This is a genomic window from Metabacillus sp. SLBN-84 (assembly GCF_053629595.1).
Genome location: NZ_JBRJIP010000001.1, coordinates 2,470,640 through 2,492,350, shown reverse-complemented (window position 1 = coordinate 2,492,350; position 21,711 = coordinate 2,470,640). Strand labels below are relative to the sequence as shown.

Sequence of the window (21,711 nt, the reverse complement as noted above, 5' to 3'; positions counted from 1 at the left end):
GAAACAATGATGAGCAGCAATATCGTATGGCATCAAGCATCTATCGCAAAAGAAGAACGGCATAATAAAAACAAGCATCAAAGCTTTATCCTCTGGTTTACCGGGCTGTCTGCTTCAGGCAAGTCTTCTGTCGCAAACGCATTTGCACGGACATTGTTCGACCGCGGCGCCCAGTCATTTGTGCTGGATGGAGACAACGTGAGACATGGACTGAACAGTGATCTTGGCTTCGGTGAAGAAGACCGCAAAGAAAACATCCGCCGGATCGGCGAGGTTTCAAAGCTGTTTGTGGAAAGCGGGCAGATTGTCCTGACGGCGTTTATTTCACCCTACCGCGCTGACCGCGATCTTGTCAGAGGACTTGTCGGGGAAAATGAATTTCTTGAAGTCTATGTGAAATGTTCTGTTGAAGAATGCGAGAAGCGTGATCCTAAAGGTCTTTACAAAAAAGCGAGAAATGAAGAAATTAAGAATTTTACGGGAATCAGCGCCCCGTACGAGGAGCCTCTTCAACCAGAAATCATTCTGGATACCGAAAAGCACTCCGTTGAGGCGTGTGTCAAACAGCTGACGAAAGCGTTAATTGAAAGAGGCTTGATTTAAAAATAATCTAAAAAATGCTCCGTTTTCCTGATATAGTAGACTGTAAGAATCACTACATCACACGCCGAACGCAGCGAGGCAGTTTTCATATAAGTAAGGAGAGTCTATCAATGGGGAATGTTTATTTAGTAGGTGCAGGACCTGGTGATCCTGAACTGATTACATTAAAGGCTGTTAAATGCATTCAAAAGGCCGATGTCATCTTATATGACCGCCTTGTGAACAAAGAGCTGCTTGCCTACGCGAAAGAAGGTGCTGACCTTATTTACTGCGGAAAGCTGCCCGATTACCACTTAATGAAGCAGGAAACAATCAATCATTTTCTCGTTCGCTACGCAAAAAGCGGCAAAACCGTCACCCGTCTGAAAGGCGGAGATCCGTTTGTGTTCGGCCGGGGTGCAGAAGAAGCGGAAGCCCTTGTCAAACACGGCATCCCGTTTGAAATTGTACCCGGCATCACATCGGGTATAGCTGCTGCTGCATATGCAGGAATTCCCGTCACCCACCGGGATGTGAGCGCAAGCGTTGCCTTCGTTGCCGGGCACCACAAAAATGATGAAAAAGAAGACCAAAAGTGGGCAAGTCTTGCAAAAGGGATTGATACACTTGCAATCTATATGGGAGTGGGGAATCTGCCTTATATTCAGGAGCAGCTGCTGAAAAACGGAAAGTCCAAAGATACCCCTGCTGCGCTCGTTCACTGGGGAACGACTGACGTGCAGAAGACCGTAACTGGAACGCTTGAAACGATTGCAGATATTGCAAGAACTGAAAAGATCACTAATCCCAGCATGATTATCATCGGAGAAGTTGTCCGCTACCGCGAAAAAATCAGCTGGTTTGAGGAAAAAGCCTCTGAAGCTGCCATCAGCGGGGTGCTGTAAGATGAAACAGGCTGTTCTATATGTCTGCCACGGCAGCCGGATCAGACAGGCCTGCGATGAGGCTGTCTCTTTTATCAGGCGGGTCCAGCCGCACATCGAAGCGGATATTCAGGAAATTTGCTTTCTTGAACTGGCCGAGCCCTCGATTGAAGAAGGATTCGCTGCATGCGTCAGAAAAGGGGCTGAAAAAATCGCGGTGGTGCCCCTGCTTCTGCTGACGGCCGCTCACGCGAAAGAGGATATTCCAAAAAAGGTGAAAGAAGCTGCATCGCTTTTCCCGCATGTTGAGGTAACATACGGAAAACCAATCGGTGTTCATGAAAAATTGGCTGAGAGTGTCCTCAAACGAGTAACAGAACAGGGAAATCCCGGTCATGACTCGCTCATCGTCATTATCGGCAGAGGAAGCTCTGATCCGGATGTGGCAAGAGATTTAAAGGAAATCAGCCTGCTGGTAAAGGATCGTGCAGGCGGAAGCGAAGTGGAGACAGCCTTCGTGACAGCGGCAAAACCGAGTCTTGATGATATGCTTGACAGGGTTTCAGGCATGAATGATAAACGCATTTTTCTAGTGCCTTATCTGCTCTTTACAGGTCTTGTCATGAGAGAGGTTATGAGAAAGGCACTGTCTGTAAAGCACCCGGATTTAACGGTATGCAGATACCTCGGATACGACAGCGGGGTCGAGGAAGTCTTTACAGAGCGGGTGCAGGAAGCCATCTCAAACCGGGACGGTGCATTTGACTTTATCTATGAGGGAAAATCATATGCTTCCATTAATGATTGATGTGAAAAACCGGAAAGTAGTGATTATAGGCGGCGGCAAAATCGCATGCAGAAGACTTGCCGTTTTTCTTGAGCAGGGAGCAGCTGTCACAGTTGTCAGCCCTGAGGTTGCTGCGGAGATTCAGGAGCTTCACCATTCAGGCACCATTACATGGAAGCAAAAAGAAGTTCAAAAAGAAGACCTTTCGGATGCGTTCTTAATCATAGCAGCTGCCGGAAGCAGGGAAGTAAATGCTTGGGCTGCAGAAGCAGCAGAAAAACACCAGCTTGTGAACGTAGCGGGAGAAGCCGGCCTCGGAAATGTACAAGTTCCCTCTATTAAAAAAAGAGGCAGGCTCACCCTGTCGGTCTCAACAGACAGCGCAAGCCCTGCTCTCGCCAAAAAAATAGCCGATCATTTTGCCAGTCAGCTGAACGAACCATTCATCAGCAAACTGAACGAACTGTATGAACAGCGGAAACACATTCACGCATCTGATCTGAGCATTGAAGAAAAAAAGAAACTTCTAAAAAAGCTGGCAGATGACTGCATGAAGTTTTTATAAAAAGCATCCTAACTAACATTAACGAGTTCGGTTCAGAAGGTGCTAAACTTAAAATCGCAAAGTAATTCGCACACCATTCAACAATTAGAATGGTGTGCTTTTTCATTTATATCAATTAAACAGAATATTGGACAATTATGGTAAAATGGGAATATCAGTTATTTCGTTTAAGGGCAGAATTGTTTGATAAGCACTTGAGATGAATTTGAATAAGGAGGATATAAAATGAACGCGATTAATCGTTGGATTGTTTTCACTTTTCTTGCTTTCATTTCAGTTTTAATGGTCAACAAAGGAATAGATTTATGGTCTCTTGGAACAAATGTGGATGGCGATGGCATTGGAGTTCACTTTTTAGGATTAGAAATAAATGAGCAAGTACCAGAAGCGAATATCCCTAAATATGCAATTGGTTTCTTTGTTGCAAGTGTTATTACTTTGTTGATAGGCTTTGCATTTGCTGGAAAAACTTTTTTGAAAAGTAACACACCAGTACGTTAATTTTTGATAGATATTCAACTAAAGGGGCGATTGAAGCAGGCGATTGTGGACAGTTAGGTATGTAGAGAATGTTATAAACTGCGAAGGAGATGTCTCAGCTGACCAAAGCAAGAGAGTTTGTTAGAAATTTATTATTTGGACTAGCAAAAAAACGTAATATAGGATTTACAACCTTTGCCCCTTTAAGACTGGCTCCTGAATATACAAGCATTGATTTAGCAAATAAACAAATAACTGGTGTAGTTAAATATAATAACATGGTTTATCTAACAGTAATTGTTGATCTTGAAATGGATGAAACAATCGTCAAAGGAAGCCTTAGAGGTATCTCGCATTTAACAAAACCTTTTAAAAAAAGTCATTACATAGAAATAATTAAATCTGACGCAGAAAATTTCATTAGAAATGAAAAAGATAACTCAAATGAAGATTGAAAAAGCCTTTAAATATTTTTGTTTAGCAATCAGGGATGCTCCAAGCTCCAGTGGACTGAAGCGGAAGGCACTTGACTCCTGCGGGATGAAGAGGGCAAGGGAGATCCCGCAAGCGCAGCTGAGGAAGCTCCCGGTCCTCCCCGCGGAAAGCAAGTGACTGGAGCGCAAGGGAACGGGTACGATTTGGAATCGACAATGATTATTAAAAAAGCCTGCCATTAAAAAAGAGAGGAGTAGTTCACGTCCTCTTTACCTTAAAATGTATCTCATCCTTTTGGCTAGACGTTCAAAAAACGGTGTACGGGAGGACCCTTGACAGTTTCGTTCATATGATGAAGCTCCCAGCGCTCCCTGCTATAAACTTGTGACTGCTGCAGCACAAGAGAACGAGTAAATTACATAGTTTTCCTAAGCAAGCAGGAATACAAAAAAAGATATGGAATGGTATCAAAGGACTTCTAACAAAAATCAGGAGGAGAAAAAATGAAAAGCCCTGTAATGAACCAAATCGGAACCGTGTTCGTTCCTGTCAGCGATGTAGAAAAAGCAAGAGACTGGTACTGCAGCATTCTAGGTGTGGAACCTCAAGGAGAAATCCAGTTCGGCCATATATATGTTCTCCCGATGCAGGGGACAGGTGCCGTTCTCGACAGCAAGATCTACAGAGAGGGAGAAGCATCAAAAGTGCCTTTGTTTCACTTCAACACTGAAGATATTAAAACAGCCCATGAATTTATAAAAGAAAAGGGAGCCGCTCAGCAATCAGACGTGCAGCATGATCATTATTTTACGTTTCAGGACCCTGACGGAAACACGCTCATGGTATGCAAGTGCTGATTCAATAAAAAGACCCCGGAAATCTCATTTCCGGGGTCTTTATCTTACTTTTTAAGCTTGATCACAAGATCAGGATCCGGCGTGACATAGACCGTCTGCTGGTTGTCGTAGATGACAAAGCCGGGCTTTGAGCCGTTCGGCTTTTTGACGTAACGGACTTTTGTGTAGTCTACAGGAACAGAGCTTGAGCCTTTCGCTTTACTGAAGTACGCTGCAAGATTCGCTGCTTCGAGGATGGTTTCATCACTTGGCTCCGGATGGCGGATCACGACGTGGGAGCCTGGAATATCTTTCGTGTGCAGCCAGATATCATCCCGGGCTGCCGTTTTGTTTGTCAGGTGATCGTTTTGCTTATTGTTTTTTCCTACAAGAATTTCGGTGCCGTCGCTGGATCGGTATGCTTCCAACACAATTTTTGCCTGTTTGGGCTTTTTGTTTCCTTTTGTCTGTTTCTTTTTAAGATAGCCTCCTTCCATGAGTTCCTCTCGGATTTCCTCAATATCCTTCGGGGAAGCGGATTCGATTTGTGCGAAAAGGTTTTCGAAATAGGCAATCTCTTTTTCGGCAAGTGAAATCTGCTCTTTTACATATGCGACAGATTTCTTTGCTTTGTTGTATTTCTGAAAATAGGCCTGTGCATTATCTGACGGCGTTTTTTGAGGATTCAGCGTGATGGTGACTGTATCCCCGTTATAGTAATTGATGACATCCGCAGATGCATCTCCGCGCTTGATCGCGTACATATTGGCTGTAATCAGCTCTCCCTGAAGCTTGTACTTTTCAGCTTTTTCAGCATCCTTTAACGTTCCTTCAAGTTTTTTGATTTTCGTTTTATTTTTTTTGATTTCATTCTGCACGAACCGTTCCAGATCATTTCCCTGCTGCTTAACTCTGTCCCTTGCTGCTTTTCCGTAATAGTACCGGTCAAGCATTTCCGAAATGGTTGAAAACGGCTTTTGTCTTCCTTCCAGATGGGTGAGGGGAAGAATGTAAAAATACTCTTTATCAGGAAGTTCAATCATGGCAGGTGAAAGATGATGCTGCTTGATTTCGCCGACAAGAGAAAGAAATGACTGCGTCAGACTGCTTCTGTTGGCAAGGCCTGCGCGGAACAGAATCTCGCGTGCAAACAGCGGGGAGATCCCTGAGAACTGCTGCATGATCTGCTGGTCTAATTTTCCTGCGTTAAAATCGAGCTTCCGGAGCACGGTTTCTTCCGTTGCTTCAAATGGATCTGCTTTCATCTGCTCGGGGGGAAGCACATATTCCTGTCCGGGCATCACCGTCCGGTGGCGGTTTACAGCAGGTGAAAGGTGCTTAATGCTGTCAAGAATCATATTCCTGCCGCGGTCTATTAAAATGATATTGCTGTGTCTTCCCATGACTTCAATGATCACCCTCTTATGGGTGACATCTCCGATTTCGCTTCGCCCTTTCACATCGATATAGAGAATCCGCTCCATCCCTATCTGTCCGATTTCCTCAATGACTCCGCCTTCAAGATGCTTTCTCATCAGCATGCAGAACATCGGAGGCTCACTCGGATTTTCGTAGCTTTCTTCTGTTAAGTGAATTCTTGCATAGCTCGGATGAGCAGAAAGCAAAAGCTTATGATTAGCCCCATTTGAGCGGATCACAAAAATGAGTTCGTTTTTATACGGCTGATGAACCTTCGAGATTCTGCCGTTTTCAAGTGAATTCTTAAGTTCTTCTGTTATTGCATATGTAAACATGCCATCAAATGACATCGCAAGCACCCTTTTCTATAGCTGTTTAGGAAACAATTGTTCATTCGAATTATTATAGCATTTTTTCGGACAGGTCTGAATAAATTGGCATTAGAAGAGATTGTCCTACTATTTAGAGTATTGAGAGGTGTAATAATCATTCATGAAATGGCATGAAGTTAAACCTGAGGAAGTACTAGAGTCCATTCATTCCAGCAGGGAAAACGGTTTGTCTGAAAAAGACGTACAGAAACGGGTCAGGCACCACGGATTTAATGAACTGAAGGAAGCGGAAAAACCTTCAGCCTTTTTAGTGTTTCTTGAGCAGTTCAAAGATTTTATGGTCCTTGTATTGCTCGCGGCAACTCTGATATCCGGTTTGCTCGGCGAATACATTGATGCCATTGCGATCATTGCCATTGTGCTGGTAAACGGGGTCCTTGGTTTTTTCCAGGAGCAGAAAGCAGAAAAGTCTCTGCAGGCCCTTAAAGAAATGTCGGCGCCTCAGGTGCAGGCCCTCAGAGAAGGTGAGTGGACAAGAATTCAGTCGAAGGACCTTGTTCCCGGTGATATCGTAAAGTTTTCGAGCGGTGACAGGATCGGAGCAGATCTCAGGCTGCTTGAAGCAAAAAGCCTTGAGATTGAAGAATCAGCCCTTACAGGTGAATCTCTTCCTGTTGCCAAATGCACAAACGCCCTTTCTGACAGTCAGGCAGGAATTGGGGATCTCGTGAATATGGCGTTTATGGGAACGCTTGTGACAAGGGGAAATGGTGTCGGGGTTGTTGTCGCAACGGGAATGAACACAGCGATGGGACAGATTGCAGACCTTCTTCAATCAGCTGAAACGCTTGAAACCCCGCTGCAAAGACGGCTTGAACAGCTTGGCAAAATTCTCATCATTGTAGCCCTTGCCCTTACATGTTTAGTAGTAGCTGTCGGAGTCATTCAGGGACATGAGCTTTACGATATGTTTCTTGCAGGAGTGTCGCTTGCAGTAGCAGCAATCCCAGAGGGGCTCCCTGCGATCGTGACGGTTGCCCTGTCTCTTGGCGTCCAGCGGATGATCAAACAGCGGTCAATCGTCAGAAAGCTTCCTGCTGTAGAAACGCTTGGATGCGCTTCTGTCATATGTTCGGATAAAACAGGTACGATGACACAGAACAAAATGACGGTTACCCACATCTGGTCTGGCGGTACGACGTGGACACTGAGCGGAACAGGCTATCAGCCTAAAGGCGAGTTTTTTATCAATGACCAGAAAGTGCTTGTGAAAGACAGCAGGCCGCTGCAGCAGATTCTGACCTTCGGCATGCTCTGCAACACGGCAGAAATAACAGAAAAAGATGACGACTATGTTCTCGACGGCGATCCGACTGAAGGGGCTATGGCTGTCGCGGCGATGAAAGCGGGACTGTCGAGAGAATCTCTTCTGAATCAGTTCCAACTGGTGGAAGAGTTTCCTTTCGATTCAACAAGAAAAATGATGAGTGTCATTATCGAGGATAAAAACGGCAAACGATTTGCTGTTACAAAAGGAGCTCCTGATATACTTCTGAAAAAACTTGATTTTGTTCTATGGGGCGAAAAACAGCATGCTGTTTCTTCAAAATATGAAGCAGAAATCATGGGAGCGATCGACGGCCTTGCTTCCCAGGCACTGAGAACGATAGCAGTTGCATTTAAACCTGTAGCCGTACAAAGTGTGTACCATCAGCATGAAGTTGAGAGAAACCTCGTATTTCTTGGGCTGCAGGGCATGATTGATCCGCCGCGCCCTGAGGTGAAACAGGCTGTAAAAGAATGCAGGCAGGCCGGGATCAAAACCGTTATGATCACAGGGGACCATGCGAATACAGCGCGCGCAATCGCCTCTCAGCTTGATCTTCTTCCTCCAAATGGAAAAGTGCTGGACGGTGCGGCACTGTCTGCCATGTCAGATGAAGAGCTTGTGGGGGTAGTGGAAGATGTCTATGTTTTTGCAAGGGTTTCGCCTGAGCATAAGCTTAAAATTGTCAAAGCACTGCAAAGCAGGGGGCACGTCGTTGCCATGACGGGTGACGGGGTGAATGATGCTCCTGCCATCAAATCTGCCGACATCGGGATTTCAATGGGCATAACAGGAACAGATGTCGCAAAAGAAGCCTCTTCTCTTATTCTGGTTGATGACAATTTTGCAACCATTAAGCTTGCTATAAAAGAAGGAAGAAATATTTACGAAAATATCAGGAAGTTTATCCGGTATTTGCTTGCCTCAAATGTCGGCGAGATTCTCGTTATGCTGTTTGCAATGCTTCTGGCCTTGCCGCTGCCGCTCGTTCCGATTCAGATCCTGTGGGTGAATCTTGTCACAGACGGTCTTCCGGCCATGGCCCTGGGCCTCGATCAGCCTGAAGGCGATCTGATGCAGAGAAAACCGAGGCACCACAAAGAAGGTGTCTTTGCACGCGGCCTCGGATGGAAAGTCGTTTCTAGGGGATTTTTAATCGGTGCTGTCACTCTCGCGGCCTTCATGATTGTCTATTACAGAGACCCGGAAAATTTGATTTATGCACAGACCATCGCGTTTGCAACGCTCGTCATGGCCCAGCTGATTCACGTTTTTGACTGCAGAAGCGAGCGGTCCGTATTCTTAAGAAATCCATTTGAAAATCTCTACCTGGTCGGTGCAGTCATTTCATCCGTCCTGCTCATGCTGGGTGTCATCTACTATGCGCCGATGCAGCCGATTTTCCACACGGTGCCGATTTTGGCGCGAGACTGGATTCTCGTTCTCGGACTGTCCGCGATTCCAACTTTTTTGCTCGCGGGGTCACTTTTGACAAGTAAAAAAAGGGAGAATATGCTATAATTTTAAAGGTAATAGAGTTCTCTATTACCTTTTCTTTTGTTTAAATACACAGAAAAGCATTTCTTATGATATGATCAGATAATTGGATGTGATAAAAATGGTATGCAGCATGACAGGATATGGACGTTCAACTGAGAGAAATGATCAACACACCATAACAGCCGAAATGAAATCGGTTAATCACCGTTTTTTTGAAATTAGCGTAAGAATGCCTAGACAATTGATGTCTGTTGAGGATAAAATCAAAAAAGTGATCTCATCCGAGGTTAAAAGAGGACGGGTGGAAGTATACATAACGATTGAAGGCGAAGCGCTCGCAGAACGGGTCATTGAGATTGACTGGAAGCTGCTTGACCAGTATGCGGATGCGGCGTCGGAAATGGAAAACCGGTATCAGACCGGGAGCAGGCTGAAGCTTTCAGATCTGTTCAGGCTTGACAGTGTCTTTTCCGTGGCTGAAATGGCTAAAGGAAATGAAACACTTGAAGATTTGATTCTTTCGGCTGTCAGAGGTGCCGCTATGCAGCTTAAGGATATGAGGCGCGAGGAAGGATCCTATTTGAAAAATGATCTTCTGAAGCAGCTGTCTGAAATAGAGGCATATGCAGACGAAATTGAAAAGCATGCCCCGGACGTTGTGCTCCGTTATAAAAACAGGCTCGAAAAGAAGATGGCTGAGCTGTCACAAGGATCCATCGATGACAGCAGAATTGCAGCCGAAGCAGCCCTCTTTGCTGACCGGGCGGACATATCAGAGGAGATTGCAAGAATAAGAAGCCACCTTCTTCAGTTCAGGCAGACAATGGAAAAGCCTGAGCCTGCCGGCAGAAAGCTTGATTTTCTCGTTCAGGAGCTGAACCGCGAAGCAAATACAATCGGTTCAAAAGCGAATGACAAAGACATCTCAAGATGCTCAGTCGAACTGAAAAGCGTGATTGAAAGAATCAAAGAACAGGTTCAAAATATTGAATAATTAGCAGTTAATCGTTTATGCCGGGCCTTTTAGGGCAAAAATAGGGTTGTCGTTTATTAGGGGGAGCAAACAGATGAGTATTAAACTAATTAACATTGGCTTTGGAAATATTGTTTCTGCCAATCGGATTATCTCGATTGTCAGTCCTGAATCAGCTCCGATTAAAAGGATCATTCAGGATGCCCGTGACAGAGCGATGCTTATTGATGCGACTTACGGACGCAGAACAAGAGCAGTTGTGATTATGGACAGCGATCATATTATACTATCTGCGGTTCAGCCAGAAACGGTTGCCCACAGGCTTTCAAATAAAGACGAGTTAACAGACGAAGGGTAGGGAACGTTCTGGATATGAAAGAAAGAGGATTACTCATCGTGCTTTCGGGTCCTTCAGGAGTCGGGAAAGGTACAGTGCGGAAAGCCATTTTTTCGCAGAATACAGACTTTGAATATTCGATCAGCATGACAACGCGCAAGCCCCGCGCGGGAGAAGTTGACGGAGTCGACTATTTTTTTAAAACAAGAGAGGAATTTGAGCAGCTTATAAAAGAAGAAGGTCTGCTTGAATGGGCGGAATTTGTAGGGAATTACTACGGAACGCCGATTGAATACGTTGAAAAAACGCTCAGTGAAGGAAAAGATGTCTTCCTTGAGATTGAAGTGCAGGGTGCCCTGCAGGTCAGAAAGGCATTTCCGGAAGGATTGTTCATCTTCCTGATGCCGCCGAGCTTAAGCGAACTGAAAAACCGGATCGTCACGCGCGGCACTGAGACACAGGAGATTATCAATAACCGAATGGCTGCTGCCAAAGAAGAAATCGAAATGATGGATGCATACGACTATGTAGTCGAAAATGACCAGGTGGACCTTGCCTGTGCACGCATTCGCGCGATCGTAACGGCTGAGCACTGCAGACGTGACCGCATCGCACTTCGCTATAAGAAAATGCTGGAGGTTGAATAAAACATATGTTATATCCATCTATTGACAAACTTATGAACAAACTGGATTCAAAATACACGCTTGTAACGGTTGCCGCAAGACGCGCACGCGAAATGCAGGAAAATCATGATCAGCAGATCGTGAAGCCTGTTTCTCATAAATACGTAGGAAAAGCACTTGAAGAAATTCATTCAGGCCTGCTTGATTATGAAAAACAAGACTAATTAAATCACTTATAAAAATAACAACCTGCTTCATCATGGGTTGTTATTTTTTCATACTGTCAGCAATTACAGAATAAACAGCACTGATGGGGGGATGTAAAATGAAGGGCAAAAAAATACTCCTTTGTGTAAGCGGGGGAATTGCAGTCTATAAAGCAGCTGCGCTGACAAGCAAGCTGGTGCAGGCGGGAGCAGAAGTGAAAGTGATCATGACGGCTTCAGCCCGTGAATTTGTCCAGCCTCTTACGTTTCAGGCACTGTCAAAAAATGATGTCTATTACGACACGTTTGATGAGAAAAATTCTGAGGTTATCGCTCACATTGATCTAGCAGACTGGGCGGATCTGATTATAGTGGCACCTGCAACAGCCAACACAATCGGAAAGCTTGCAAATGGCATAGCAGATGACATGCTTACGACTACTTTGCTTGCATCCACAGCTCCCGTATGGATTGCTCCTGCTATGAACGTCCATATGTATGATCACCCTGCCGTTCAAAAGAACATCATGACCCTTTCGCAGTTCGGCTATCAGTATATTGAACCGAGCGAAGGGTATCTTGCTTGCGGATATGTCGGGAAAGGCAGGCTTGAAGAGCCGGAGAAAATCACGGCGCTGATTGCCGCTTATTTTTCCGCTGAAGCCGAACAGCCGCTAAAAGGCAAAAAAATGATCATAACCGCAGGGCCTACACGTGAAAAAGCAGATCCTGTCCGATTCTTCTCGAATTCATCGACTGGGAAAATGGGATATGCCCTCGCTGCTGCGGCAAAAGACATGGGAGCAGATGTTACCCTTATATCCGGCCCGGTGAGTCTAACCCCGCCACAGGGAGTAGAAACGGTCAATGTAGAAACAGCTGAAGACATGTTTCAGGAGACAGTTAAGAGGTTCAGTGAATCGGACATCGTGATCAAATCTGCTGCCGTAGCCGATTACCGCCCCCGTCTTGTGTCTGATCAAAAAATGAAGAAGCAGGACGGCGATCTGGTGATTGAGTTTGAACGGACGAAGGATATTTTAAAAGAGCTCGGCGAACGGAAAGATCATCAGATTCTTGTCGGATTTGCTGCTGAAACCGATCACGTTGAGGATTATGCATTAAGAAAACTTGAAAAGAAAAACCTTGATATGATTGTAGCGAACAATGTGAATCAGGATGGCGCCGGTTTTGGCACAGATACAAACATTGTGACGATCTTTAAGCGGGGCGGAGAAAAAAGGGAACTTCCCGTTATGTCAAAAGAAGAAGTCTCAAAGAACATTCTCCGCGAGATCATCCGTCTGGATAAAGGAGTTTAAATGATGAAGTTTGCCAGTGTAATCGTAGATGTTAAAGCCATGCAGACAGACAGGGCGTTCGATTACCTGATTCCTGAAAAATGGACGGGTTTTATCAAACCCGGCATGCGTGTGATCGTGCCGTTCGGACCGCGTGCGGTACAGGGATTTGTTACCGCTCTGAAAGACAGCAGCGATTTTGACAAAGTGAAGCCGATTAAGGAAGTTATGGATATCACGCCCGCATTGACCGCGGAGCTTCTTGACATTGGCCACTGGCTGACAGAGACAACACTCTGCTTCAAAATTTCTGCTTTTCAGGCCATGCTCCCTGCTGCCATGAAAGCGAAGTATGATAAAGAGATCCGCCTGACATCCTCTGAGGCAAGGGACAGGCTGCATCCGAAGGCTGCCCGCTGGTTTGAAAAAGCACCGAGCATCTTCTGGAAAGAGATAGAGAAAAGTGACAGCGTAAAAGAGCTTCAGGGGGATATTGAGCGCGGGCTGCTTGAGGTCATATACCGGGTAAAACAGAAAAACAAACAAAAAACACAGAAGGTCATCCGCGCTGCCGTCACATCAGACGTGCTGAAGGAGGAAGCCTCAGGGTGCACGCCTCAGGCAGCAAAGCAAAAAAAAGTGCTGGATTATTTCGCAGAAATGGGCGGAGCGGCTGTCCCTCTGCAGGAGCTTTTGCTTAAGCTGAATATCACAGACTCTCCCGTCAAGACTCTCATAAAGAAAAACCTTCTGTCTGAATCCTGGGAAGAAATCTACAGAGACCCGTATGCTGACCGTACATTCCAGAAAACAGAGTCTCTGCCGCTGACACCGGAACAACAGACAGCGATTGCGCCTATTCTTGACGGCATCGAACGGAACGCGCATGATGTCTTTTTGATGTATGGGGTCACGGGAAGCGGGAAAACAGAGGTTTATCTTCAATCCATTGAAGCCGTGCTGAATCAGGGGAGGGAAGCGATTGTTCTTGTGCCTGAAATCTCACTGACGCCGCAGATGGTCAACCGGTTCAAAGCGAGGTTCGGTTCGCTTGTTGCGGTGCTCCACAGCGGTCTTTCAATCGGTGAAAAATACGATGAGTGGAGAAAAATCCGCCGCGGTGAAGTTAAGCTTGTCGTAGGAGCAAGGTCCGCCGTTTTTGCTCCGTTTACAAACCTTGGCATGATCATCATCGACGAGGAGCATGAAGGAAGCTACAAGCAGGAAGAAAATCCCCGCTATCATGCAAGGGATGTAGCCATTTACAGGGCAAAGCGCCACAAGTGCCCTGTTGTTCTCGGCAGCGCAACCCCTTCTCTTGAGTCGTTTGCACGAGCGGGGAAAGGGGTCTATCAGCTGCTTGCCTTGAAAGAACGCGTGAACAGCCGCCCCCTTCCCGAAGTGGAAATTGTGGATATGCGGGATGAACTCAGGAGCGGGAACAGGACAATGTTTTCAAAGGTTCTGCTTGAGAAGCTGGAAGACAGGCTGGAAAAAGGGGAGCAGTCCGTACTGTTCCTGAATAAAAGAGGATATTCCTCCTTTATCATGTGCAGGGACTGCGGCTGTGTAAAAGGCTGTCCTCATTGTGACATTTCCCTTACTTATCATAAGCGCGGACATTTGTTGAAATGCCATTACTGCGGCCATGAGGAGCCGATGCCTGGTGTCTGCCCTGAGTGTTCAAGTGAGCATATCCGCTTTTTTGGGACCGGCACACAAAGGGTTGAAGAGGAATTGGCAAAAGTCCTTCCGGAAGCCCGGATTATCCGTATGGATGTTGATACTACGGGAAAAAAAGGGTCGCATGAAAAACTTCTTACAGCGTTCGGCAGCAAAGAGGCAGATATCCTCTTAGGCACACAGATGATTGCAAAAGGACTGGATTTTCCAGATGTGACCCTTGTTGGAGTTCTGACGGCAGATACGATGCTGCATTTGCCTGACTTCAGGGCGTCTGAAAAAACGTTTCAGCTCCTGACCCAGGTCTCAGGCAGGGCGGGGAGGCATTTGCTTCCGGGAGAAGTTGTGATTCAGTCTTATTCACCGGAGCATTACAGTATCCAGCTTGCAGGAAAGCATGATTATGATTCATTTTACATGCAGGAGATGACAGCAAGAAAGCAGCATGCATACCCTCCGTTTTACTTTCTTGCACTCGTCACGGTCAGTCATCCGGATCTGTTAAAAGCCGTCTCTGTGACGGAGAAAATTACCCAGCACCTGAATCACAAATTGTCAGATCATGTTCAGATTCTCGGTCCGTCCGCTTCGCCGATTCCAAGGGTAAACGATAGATATCGCTATCAATGCATGATAAAATACAAGCGGGAAGAAAATCTTCATTCTGCGCTGAAGATGATTATTGAACGGTTTCAGCAGGATATGAACAAAAATCAGCTGTCCATTTCAATAGATATGAACCCTAACGCGATGATGTAGGTTTCAGAATGCGGATTAGCGTCAAAACTGGAGAAAAAATAAGCTTTTAAGTAGTTGGAGGACGTTTCATTGGCTATTAAACCGATTGTTCTGCATCCGGCAGATGTGCTGGAGCAGGAATGTGAAGATATAACAGTATTTGACAGAAAACTGTCAAAGCTGCTGAAAGATATGTATGATACAATGATTGAACTTGACGGTGTGGGACTTGCCGCTCCCCAAATTGGAGTGCCTGTCCGTGCAGCTGTTGTTGATATAGATGATCATCACGGGACGATTGAACTGATTAACCCGGTGATCATCGAAAAAAAAGGCTCTCAGACTGGTCCTGAGGGCTGCTTGAGTTTTCCCGGCCTTTTTGGAGAAGTAGAGCGGAGCGAGTATGTGAAAGTGAAGGCTCAAAACCGTAAGGGCAAACCATTTGTTATGGAAGCAAATGGTTTTTTAGCGAGAGCGATCCAGCATGAGATTGATCACCTTCATGGAATTCTTTTCACGTCCAAGGTGACAGCCTATTTAAATGAAGAAGAGCTAGAAGAATCGGAAGGATGATGGTCATGACACGAATTGTATTTATGGGAACTCCTGACTTTTCGGTTCCTGTGCTAAAAAGACTTATAAATGAGGGGTACAATGTGGTCGGGGTTGTCACCCAGCCGGACCGTCCAAAAGGCAGAAAGAAAACTCTTACGCCTCCGCCTGTTAAGGTGGAAGCTGAAAAGCAGAATATACCCGTTCTGCAGCCTGAAAAAATCAGAGATAAAAAAGAACTTGAAAAAGTGCTCGCTTTGCAGCCTGATCTCGTAGTAACTGCCGCTTTCGGGCAAATTCTTCCGAATGAACTGTTGGAAGCGCCAAAGCACGGCTGCATTAATGTCCATGCCTCGCTGCTTCCTGAGCTGAGAGGCGGGGCTCCGATTCATTATTCCATCCTTCAGGGGAAAAAGAAAACGGGCATTACCATTATGTATATGGCTGAAAAGCTGGATGCCGGCGATATTCTTACCCAGGCTGAAGTGGAGATTGATGAACGGGATCACGTAGGAACTCTGCACGATAAATTAAGTGCTGCAGGAGCTGATCTTCTTTCTGAAACGATGCCTCCTCTTCTTGAAGGCAAGCTTACCCCTCAGAAACAGGATCACGAAAAAGCGACATTCGCTTCAAATATTAAACGGGAACAGGAAATCATTGACTGGACGAAGTCCGGTGAAGACATTTATAACCATATCAGAGGCTTAAACCCGTGGCCTGTTGCTTATACCTACCTTAATGGCCAGGTTGTGAAAATCTGGTGGGGAGAAAAAATGACGGGAAGCATTCATACCGCACAGCCGGGAACCGTCATCGGAATTGATTCAGATGGAATCGTCGTCTCGACAGGAAATACGACAGCCATCAAGATCACAGAACTTCAGCCGTCAGGGAAGAAAAAAATGAACGGCGAAGACTTCCTCAGGGGCGCCCAAATCCAGGCAGGAGACAAGTTGGGAGAGAGCCATGAAGAAAAATAATGTCCGTGAAACGGCTCTTGAAACGCTGCTCATGATTGAAAAAAATCAGGCGTACAGCCATCTCCTATTAAACTCCATGATCAAAAAGCATGGAGTAAAAGAGATCGATATCCCTCTGCTTACAGAAATCGTTTACGGTACGCTTCAGCGCAGGGATACGCTGGATTTTTATCTTGCGCCTTTTATTAAAAATGCCAAAAAAACAGAGCAGTGGGTGCAAAACCTTTTAAGGCTTTCCGTGTACCAGATGGTGTATCTTGACAGAGTGCCGGAGCGAGCTGTTTTTCACGAGGCCGTTGAAATCGCAAAACACAGGGGCCACAAGGGCATTGCATCCTTTGTCAATGGCATCTTAAGGTCCATTCAGCGGCAGGGGCTGCCTTCCACTGCTGAAATAAAAGATGAGGCTGAGCGCATCGCTGTCGAGACAAGCTTTCCTCTTTGGCTTGTGAAGCGCTGGATCAGCCAGCTTGGGGCGAATGATGCGAAAAAAATGTGCGAAGCCACATTGACGCCGCCAAGTGTATCGGCCCGTGTCAATCTAATGAAAAACACCCGCGGGGAGTTAATGGAGCGGCTTTTAGCAAAAGGTTTTCAAATTGAAGAGGGCGATCTGACTGCTGATGCCATTAAAAGTCTGAAAGGCAGTCTTGTGCAGACGGAAGAATTTAAAGAAGGCAGGTTTACGATTCAGGATGAAAGTTCAATGCTGGTTGCAAGAACGCTTGCCCCTGAAAAAGGAGATGCTGTTCTTGATGCATGCGCAGCTCCAGGCGGAAAATCAACCCATATAGCGGAGATTCTTGAGAACACAGGAACTGTTTACTCTCTTGATCTCCATACGCATAAAGTCAGCCTGATCACTGAACAGGCGGAAAGACTCGGCCTTACAAACATTAAGACTGAAGCAATGGACAGCAGAAAAGTGCATGAGCGCTTTAAAAACGAACAGTTTGACAAAATACTGGTCGATGCCCCATGCTCAGGACTTGGGGTTGTCAGACGAAAGCCTGACATTAAATACACGAAATCAGCCGAGGACGTGAAAAGACTGTCGCAAATTCAGCTGGAAATTCTGTCATCTGCCGCGCCTTTACTTAAAAAAGGTGGTACACTAGTCTATAGTACATGTACAATTGACAGCGAAGAAAACGGGCAGGTTGTTGACAAATTTCTAGCAGAACACAGTGAATTTGAACTTGATTCAGCAATGGCTGACCGGCTGCCGGAGGCTGCAAAGCCGTATGCAGACGGAGGGCAAGTCCAGATTCTGCCCCACTATTTTGGAACAGACGGATTTTATATAGCAAGCTTAAGAAAGAAGGTGTAAAAATGGAAGAGGTAAAACGCACAAAGAAAACAGTCATCGAAGAAAACAAAAAACCTTCCATTTATTCTCTCGAACTGGGAGAAATAAAAAACTGGCTGACGGAAAACGGAGAAAAGCCCTTCAGGGCTGCTCAGATCTTTGACTGGCTTTATATTAAACGGGCTGCATCATTTGAAGAGATGTCAAACCTTTCAAAGCCGCTCAGAACAAAACTTGAGGAGAACTTTACGCTTACCACGCTTAAAACGATCATTCAGCAGACATCAAGCGACGGCACGATGAAGTTCTTATTCGAGCTGCACGACGGCTATTCCATTGAAACGGTTCTCATGCGCCATGAATACGGCAATTCAGTATGCGTAACAACACAGGTCGGCTGCCGGATCGGCTGTACGTTCTGTGCTTCAACCCTTGGCGGTTTAAAACGCAACCTCGAAGCAGGAGAAATCGTTGCACAGGTCGTAAAAGTACAAAAGGCGCTTGATGAACTTGGAGAGAGGGTAAGCCATGTCGTCATCATGGGTATCGGAGAACCGTTTGATAACTATGATGAAATGATGGGATTCCTTAAAATCATCAATCATGACGACGGTTTGAACATTGGTGCACGCCATATTACTGTATCTACAAGCGGAATCATCCCGAAAATCTACAAATTTGCGGACGAACAGCTGCAGATTAACTTTGCTGTATCGCTGCATGCACCGAATACAGAACTCAGAAGCCGCTTAATGCCGATCAACAGAGCATATAAGCTCCCTGAGCTGATGGAAGCTATTGAGTATTATGTGAACAAAACAGGACGACGCGTCAGCTTCGAGTACGGGCTGTTCGGCGGAGTGAATGATGGGGTAGAACACGCTGAAGAGCTCGCAGCGCTTATTAAGCATCTGAAGTGCCATGTAAACCTGATTCCCGTGAACTATGTGCCTGAGCGCGATTATGTAAGAACTCCGAAAGAACAGATTGATCTTTTTGAGAAAACATTGAAAAAGCGCGGCATTAATGTAACGACAAGACGCGAACAGGGTCATGATATCGATGCAGCATGCGGTCAGCTGAGAGCGAAGGAGCGCAAAGAGGAGACGAGGTGACTTCATGGAAACCGTTATCGCAACAGACAGGGGAAAAGTGAGACAGCACAATGAAGACAGCGTTGGTGTTTTTCAAAATAAAGACGGTGATGTTTTAGCCGTCGTGGCCGACGGAATGGGCGGCCATTTAGCAGGTGATGTAGCAAGCCAGATGACGATTGCTGCATTAAAAGAGATGTGGGAGTATGCCTCGGGCATATCCTCCCCGGATCTCGCCTCAGGCTGGCTTTCGGATCATGTGGCAAAGGTGAATCTGACCTTGCTGCAGCATGCAAAAACACATCCTGACTGCAGCGGAATGGGCACGACCGTTGTGGCGGCAATTTGTACAGAAGCTTTTGCAACTGTCGGCCATATTGGCGACAGCCGCGGCTATCTCTGCAACGGCAGCGGATTTAAACAAATTACAGAAGACCACTCGCTTGTCAATGAATTGGTGAGATCCGGACAAATATCAAGAGAAGATGCCGAGCATCATCCGCGCAAAAATGTTCTTGTAAGGGCTTTAGGAACAGAAGAACATGTGGAACTTGACATGACCTCTATTTGTCTTGAAGAATCTGATCTTCTTCTATTATGTTCAGACGGCCTGTCGAACAAAGTAGGCGAAGAGGAGCTTAAGGATCTGCTTTCATCCGGCGGTTCGCTTCAGAACATTGCTCAGGAACTGATCAGAAAGGCCAATGATAACGGGGGAGAGGATAACATTTCACTCGTCATCGTCAAACAGCCGTCTGAAATCAAAGAGGGTGATGAGGCGTGCTGATCGGCAAGCGGTTAAGCGGCAGATATAAAATACTCCGCGTGATTGGCGGCGGAGGAATGGCTAACGTATATTTGGCGCGGGACATGATTTTAGACCGAGATGTTGCAATGAAAGTTCTCAGGTTCGATTTTTCAAACGACGATGAATTCATCAAACGGTTCAGGCGTGAGGCACAGTCCGCAACAAGCCTTGCCCACCCGAATATTGTCAGCATTTTTGATGTTGGAGAAGAAGACGGCATCTACTATATTGTTATGGAGTATGTGGAAGGCAACACACTGAAGCAATACATACAGCAGTATGCTCCCCTGCACCCGAGAGAAGCTCTCAATATCATGGAGCAAATCGTATCAGCCATTGCACACGCCCACGAAAACCACATTGTCCACCGGGATATCAAGCCTCATAACATCCTGATCGATCCTCATGGCAATGTGAAAGTAACGGATTTCGGGATTGCAATGGCGCTTAGCTCGACCACGATTACCCAGACAAATTCTGTCCTTGGATCTGTCCATTACCTTTCGCCTGAACAGGCAAGGGGAGGAATGGCCAATAAAAAATCAGATATCTATTCACTTGGCATTGTGCTCTTTGAACTTTTGACCGGAAGACTGCCGTTTGACGGAGAATCGGCCATTTCCATTGCGCTGAAGCACCTGCAGTCTGAAACGCCTTCTGCCAAGCGCTGGAATGCAACGGTTCCCCAAAGTGTTGAAAACATTATTTTAAAAGCAATGGCAAAGGACACGTTCCACCGGTATGAGTCTGCTGAAGAGATGGAAGCCGATCTTTCAACCGCTTTAAATCCGGAACGGCTTCATGAAGAAAAGTTTGTCATACCGGAAGATACAGAGGCAACAAAAGCGATTCCGATTATCACGGATTCAGATATGTTCGAAAAAACCGGTGATACGCTTGTTCGTGCGCCTGAACCGTCGGCAGAAGAAACGGCTGTAAAACATGCGCCGGTAAAGAAAGAAAAAAAGAAAAAAGAAGAGAAAAAGAAAAAAAGCAAAGCGGGAGTCATCCTGATCAGCCTCTTTTTGATCCTTCTTGCAGCAGGAGTTGCCGCTGTCACCGTTGTGCCGGCCCTGATGATGCCAAAAGATGTGGAAGTTCCTGATCTGACAGGGATGAAGTATCAGGATGCGGTTGAGAAGCTTGTCTCGGAAAAATTTGAAGTGGATGACCCCATCCTGATTGCCGATGATGAAATTCCGGAAGGGGATGTCGTCAGAACAAAACCTGAAGCAGGCAGAATGGCAAAGGAAGGGGACAGCATTATCATCTATCAGAGCTCAGGCAAAGAGAAAGTCGAGCTTGATGATTATGTGGACAGAGACATTACAAGAGTCCGGGAGCTTCTTGAACGTAAAGGATTTGAAAAAATCACGGTAGAAGAAGAATTTAATGAAGCAGCAGCGGGAACGATTTTAGAGCAGGATCCTGAACCGGGTGACATGGTGATTCCAAGCGAAGATGAACTCGTGCTGACTGTAAGTGCCGGACCGGAGGAATTTGAACTAAAGAACTTAAGAGGCTATTCAGAAGAAGCGCTGAATGCCTATATCGAAGAGAATCAGCTCCAGCTTGTGAGGAAGGATGTCTTTTCTGACACAGTGCCGAAAGGAGAGGTCATTTCCCATTCTCCTGAGCCGTCAGTAAAAGTGCTTCCGGGCGACACCATTGAGGCCACTGTTTCCCTTGGGCCGGAAGAAAAGCCTGCCAAAAAAGTCAAGCGGGTGATTGAAATTCCGTATCCGGAAGAGCTTGCAGGGCAGCCGGCGGAAGTGAAGATCAACATCGATGATGCCGAGCGGTCTGTATCTGATGATTTTGACGTGTTCACCATTACAGAGAACGCTACCAGAGAAATTGAATTCGCAATCGAACCCGGTGGAAGAGCCTATTACATGGTAACGGTTGACAACCGCGTTGAGAAAACCGAAACCATTCCATATGAGTAATACGT

21 protein-coding genes are annotated in these 21,711 nt (G+C 46.0%); 20 read left to right on the top strand and 1 reads right to left on the bottom strand.

The features are described 5' to 3' along the window. The first annotated feature begins 9 nt into the window (after nt 1–9). The 7 genes from cysC to RKD52_RS12705 all read left to right on the top strand — a co-directional run bounded on the left by cysC (nt 10) and on the right by RKD52_RS12705 (nt 4,590). Complete coding sequence (cysC, locus tag RKD52_RS12735) at nt 10–603, top strand: adenylyl-sulfate kinase (RefSeq protein WP_454101209.1); 594 nt, start codon at nt 10–12, stop codon at nt 601–603. A gap of 110 nt (nt 604–713) precedes the next feature. Beyond that, nucleotides 714–1,487, top strand: a complete 774-nt coding sequence (gene cobA / locus RKD52_RS12730; RefSeq protein ID WP_369733008.1) for a uroporphyrinogen-III C-methyltransferase — start codon at nt 714–716, stop codon at nt 1,485–1,487. Between the two features lies 1 nt (nt 1,488). After that, entirely contained in the window at nt 1,489–2,274 is a 786-nt protein-coding gene (locus RKD52_RS12725; protein WP_454099999.1) for a sirohydrochlorin chelatase, read from the top strand. Continuing rightward, entirely contained in the window at nt 2,255–2,818 is a 564-nt protein-coding gene (locus tag RKD52_RS12720) for an NAD(P)-dependent oxidoreductase (RefSeq protein ID WP_454099998.1), read from the top strand. Before RKD52_RS12725 ends, RKD52_RS12720 begins: the two co-directional genes overlap by 20 nt. A gap of 225 nt (nt 2,819–3,043) precedes the next feature. Continuing rightward, entirely contained in the window at nt 3,044–3,319 is a 276-nt protein-coding gene (locus RKD52_RS12715; protein WP_454099997.1) for a hypothetical protein, read from the top strand. Nucleotides 3,320–3,408: 89 nt separating this feature from the next. After that, the gene (locus tag RKD52_RS12710; RefSeq protein WP_454099996.1) at nt 3,409–3,753 is read left to right on the top strand and encodes a hypothetical protein; all 345 of its coding nucleotides are present in this window, start codon (nt 3,409–3,411) and stop codon (nt 3,751–3,753) included. A gap of 483 nt (nt 3,754–4,236) precedes the next feature. Next, nucleotides 4,237–4,590 (top strand): VOC family protein, encoded by a 354-nt coding sequence (locus tag RKD52_RS12705; protein ID WP_454099995.1) that lies wholly within the window; start codon nt 4,237–4,239, stop codon nt 4,588–4,590. Nucleotides 4,591–4,634: 44 nt separating this feature from the next. Here the strand turns inward: RKD52_RS12705 and RKD52_RS12700 are convergent, their stop codons facing one another. Further along, nucleotides 4,635–6,338, bottom strand: coding sequence for an Rqc2 family fibronectin-binding protein (locus RKD52_RS12700; RefSeq protein ID WP_454099994.1), 1,704 nt, complete (start codon nt 6,336–6,338; stop codon nt 4,635–4,637). 142 nt (nt 6,339–6,480) lie between these two features. Here RKD52_RS12700 and RKD52_RS12695 point away from each other — a divergent pair, with 142 nt between their 5' ends. From RKD52_RS12695 to pknB, 13 genes are all read left to right on the top strand, one after another. Next, nucleotides 6,481–9,168, top strand: coding sequence for a calcium-translocating P-type ATPase, SERCA-type (locus tag RKD52_RS12695; RefSeq protein ID WP_454099993.1), 2,688 nt, complete (start codon nt 6,481–6,483; stop codon nt 9,166–9,168). A gap of 97 nt (nt 9,169–9,265) precedes the next feature. Beyond that, the gene (locus RKD52_RS12690) at nt 9,266–10,141 is read left to right on the top strand and encodes a YicC/YloC family endoribonuclease (protein WP_454099992.1); all 876 of its coding nucleotides are present in this window, start codon (nt 9,266–9,268) and stop codon (nt 10,139–10,141) included. Between the two features lie 73 nt (nt 10,142–10,214). Further along, entirely contained in the window at nt 10,215–10,478 is a 264-nt protein-coding gene (remA, locus tag RKD52_RS12685) for an extracellular matrix/biofilm regulator RemA (protein WP_029281439.1), read from the top strand. A gap of 14 nt (nt 10,479–10,492) precedes the next feature. After that, nucleotides 10,493–11,104: a guanylate kinase gene (gmk, locus tag RKD52_RS12680; RefSeq protein ID WP_369733019.1), complete on the top strand. Its 612-nt coding sequence runs from the start codon at nt 10,493–10,495 to the stop codon at nt 11,102–11,104. 5 nt (nt 11,105–11,109) lie between these two features. Continuing rightward, on the top strand, nt 11,110–11,307 hold the full coding sequence (rpoZ, locus tag RKD52_RS12675; RefSeq protein WP_029281435.1) for a DNA-directed RNA polymerase subunit omega: 198 nt from the start codon (nt 11,110–11,112) through the stop codon (nt 11,305–11,307). A 101-nt stretch (nt 11,308–11,408) separates the two neighbouring features. Then, nucleotides 11,409–12,611 (top strand): bifunctional phosphopantothenoylcysteine decarboxylase/phosphopantothenate--cysteine ligase CoaBC, encoded by a 1,203-nt coding sequence (coaBC, locus tag RKD52_RS12670; protein WP_454099991.1) that lies wholly within the window; start codon nt 11,409–11,411, stop codon nt 12,609–12,611. Between the two features lie 3 nt (nt 12,612–12,614). Continuing rightward, a complete protein-coding gene (gene priA / locus RKD52_RS12665) occupies nt 12,615–15,032 on the top strand; it encodes a primosomal protein N' (RefSeq protein WP_454101208.1) in 2,418 nt (805 codons plus the stop codon). 69 nt (nt 15,033–15,101) lie between these two features. Beyond that, a complete protein-coding gene (def, locus tag RKD52_RS12660; protein WP_369733022.1) occupies nt 15,102–15,584 on the top strand; it encodes a peptide deformylase in 483 nt (160 codons plus the stop codon). 5 nt (nt 15,585–15,589) lie between these two features. Further along, a complete protein-coding gene (fmt, locus tag RKD52_RS12655) occupies nt 15,590–16,546 on the top strand; it encodes a methionyl-tRNA formyltransferase (protein ID WP_454099990.1) in 957 nt (318 codons plus the stop codon). Continuing rightward, entirely contained in the window at nt 16,533–17,876 is a 1,344-nt protein-coding gene (gene rsmB, locus RKD52_RS12650; RefSeq protein ID WP_454099989.1) for a 16S rRNA (cytosine(967)-C(5))-methyltransferase RsmB, read from the top strand. The genes fmt and rsmB overlap by 14 nt, the downstream gene beginning before the upstream one ends. A 2-nt stretch (nt 17,877–17,878) precedes the next feature. Continuing rightward, on the top strand, nt 17,879–18,970 hold the full coding sequence (gene rlmN, locus RKD52_RS12645) for a 23S rRNA (adenine(2503)-C(2))-methyltransferase RlmN (protein WP_454099988.1): 1,092 nt from the start codon (nt 17,879–17,881) through the stop codon (nt 18,968–18,970). Between the two features lie 4 nt (nt 18,971–18,974). Next, complete coding sequence (locus RKD52_RS12640) at nt 18,975–19,736, top strand: Stp1/IreP family PP2C-type Ser/Thr phosphatase (protein WP_454099987.1); 762 nt, start codon at nt 18,975–18,977, stop codon at nt 19,734–19,736. Beyond that, nucleotides 19,730–21,706 carry a Stk1 family PASTA domain-containing Ser/Thr kinase gene (gene pknB / locus RKD52_RS12635; protein WP_454099986.1) on the top strand — a complete coding sequence of 659 codons (1,977 nt, stop codon included), beginning with the start codon at nt 19,730–19,732 and terminating at the stop codon, nt 21,704–21,706. The genes RKD52_RS12640 and pknB overlap by 7 nt, the downstream gene beginning before the upstream one ends. Nucleotides 21,707–21,711: the final 5 nt, after the last annotated feature.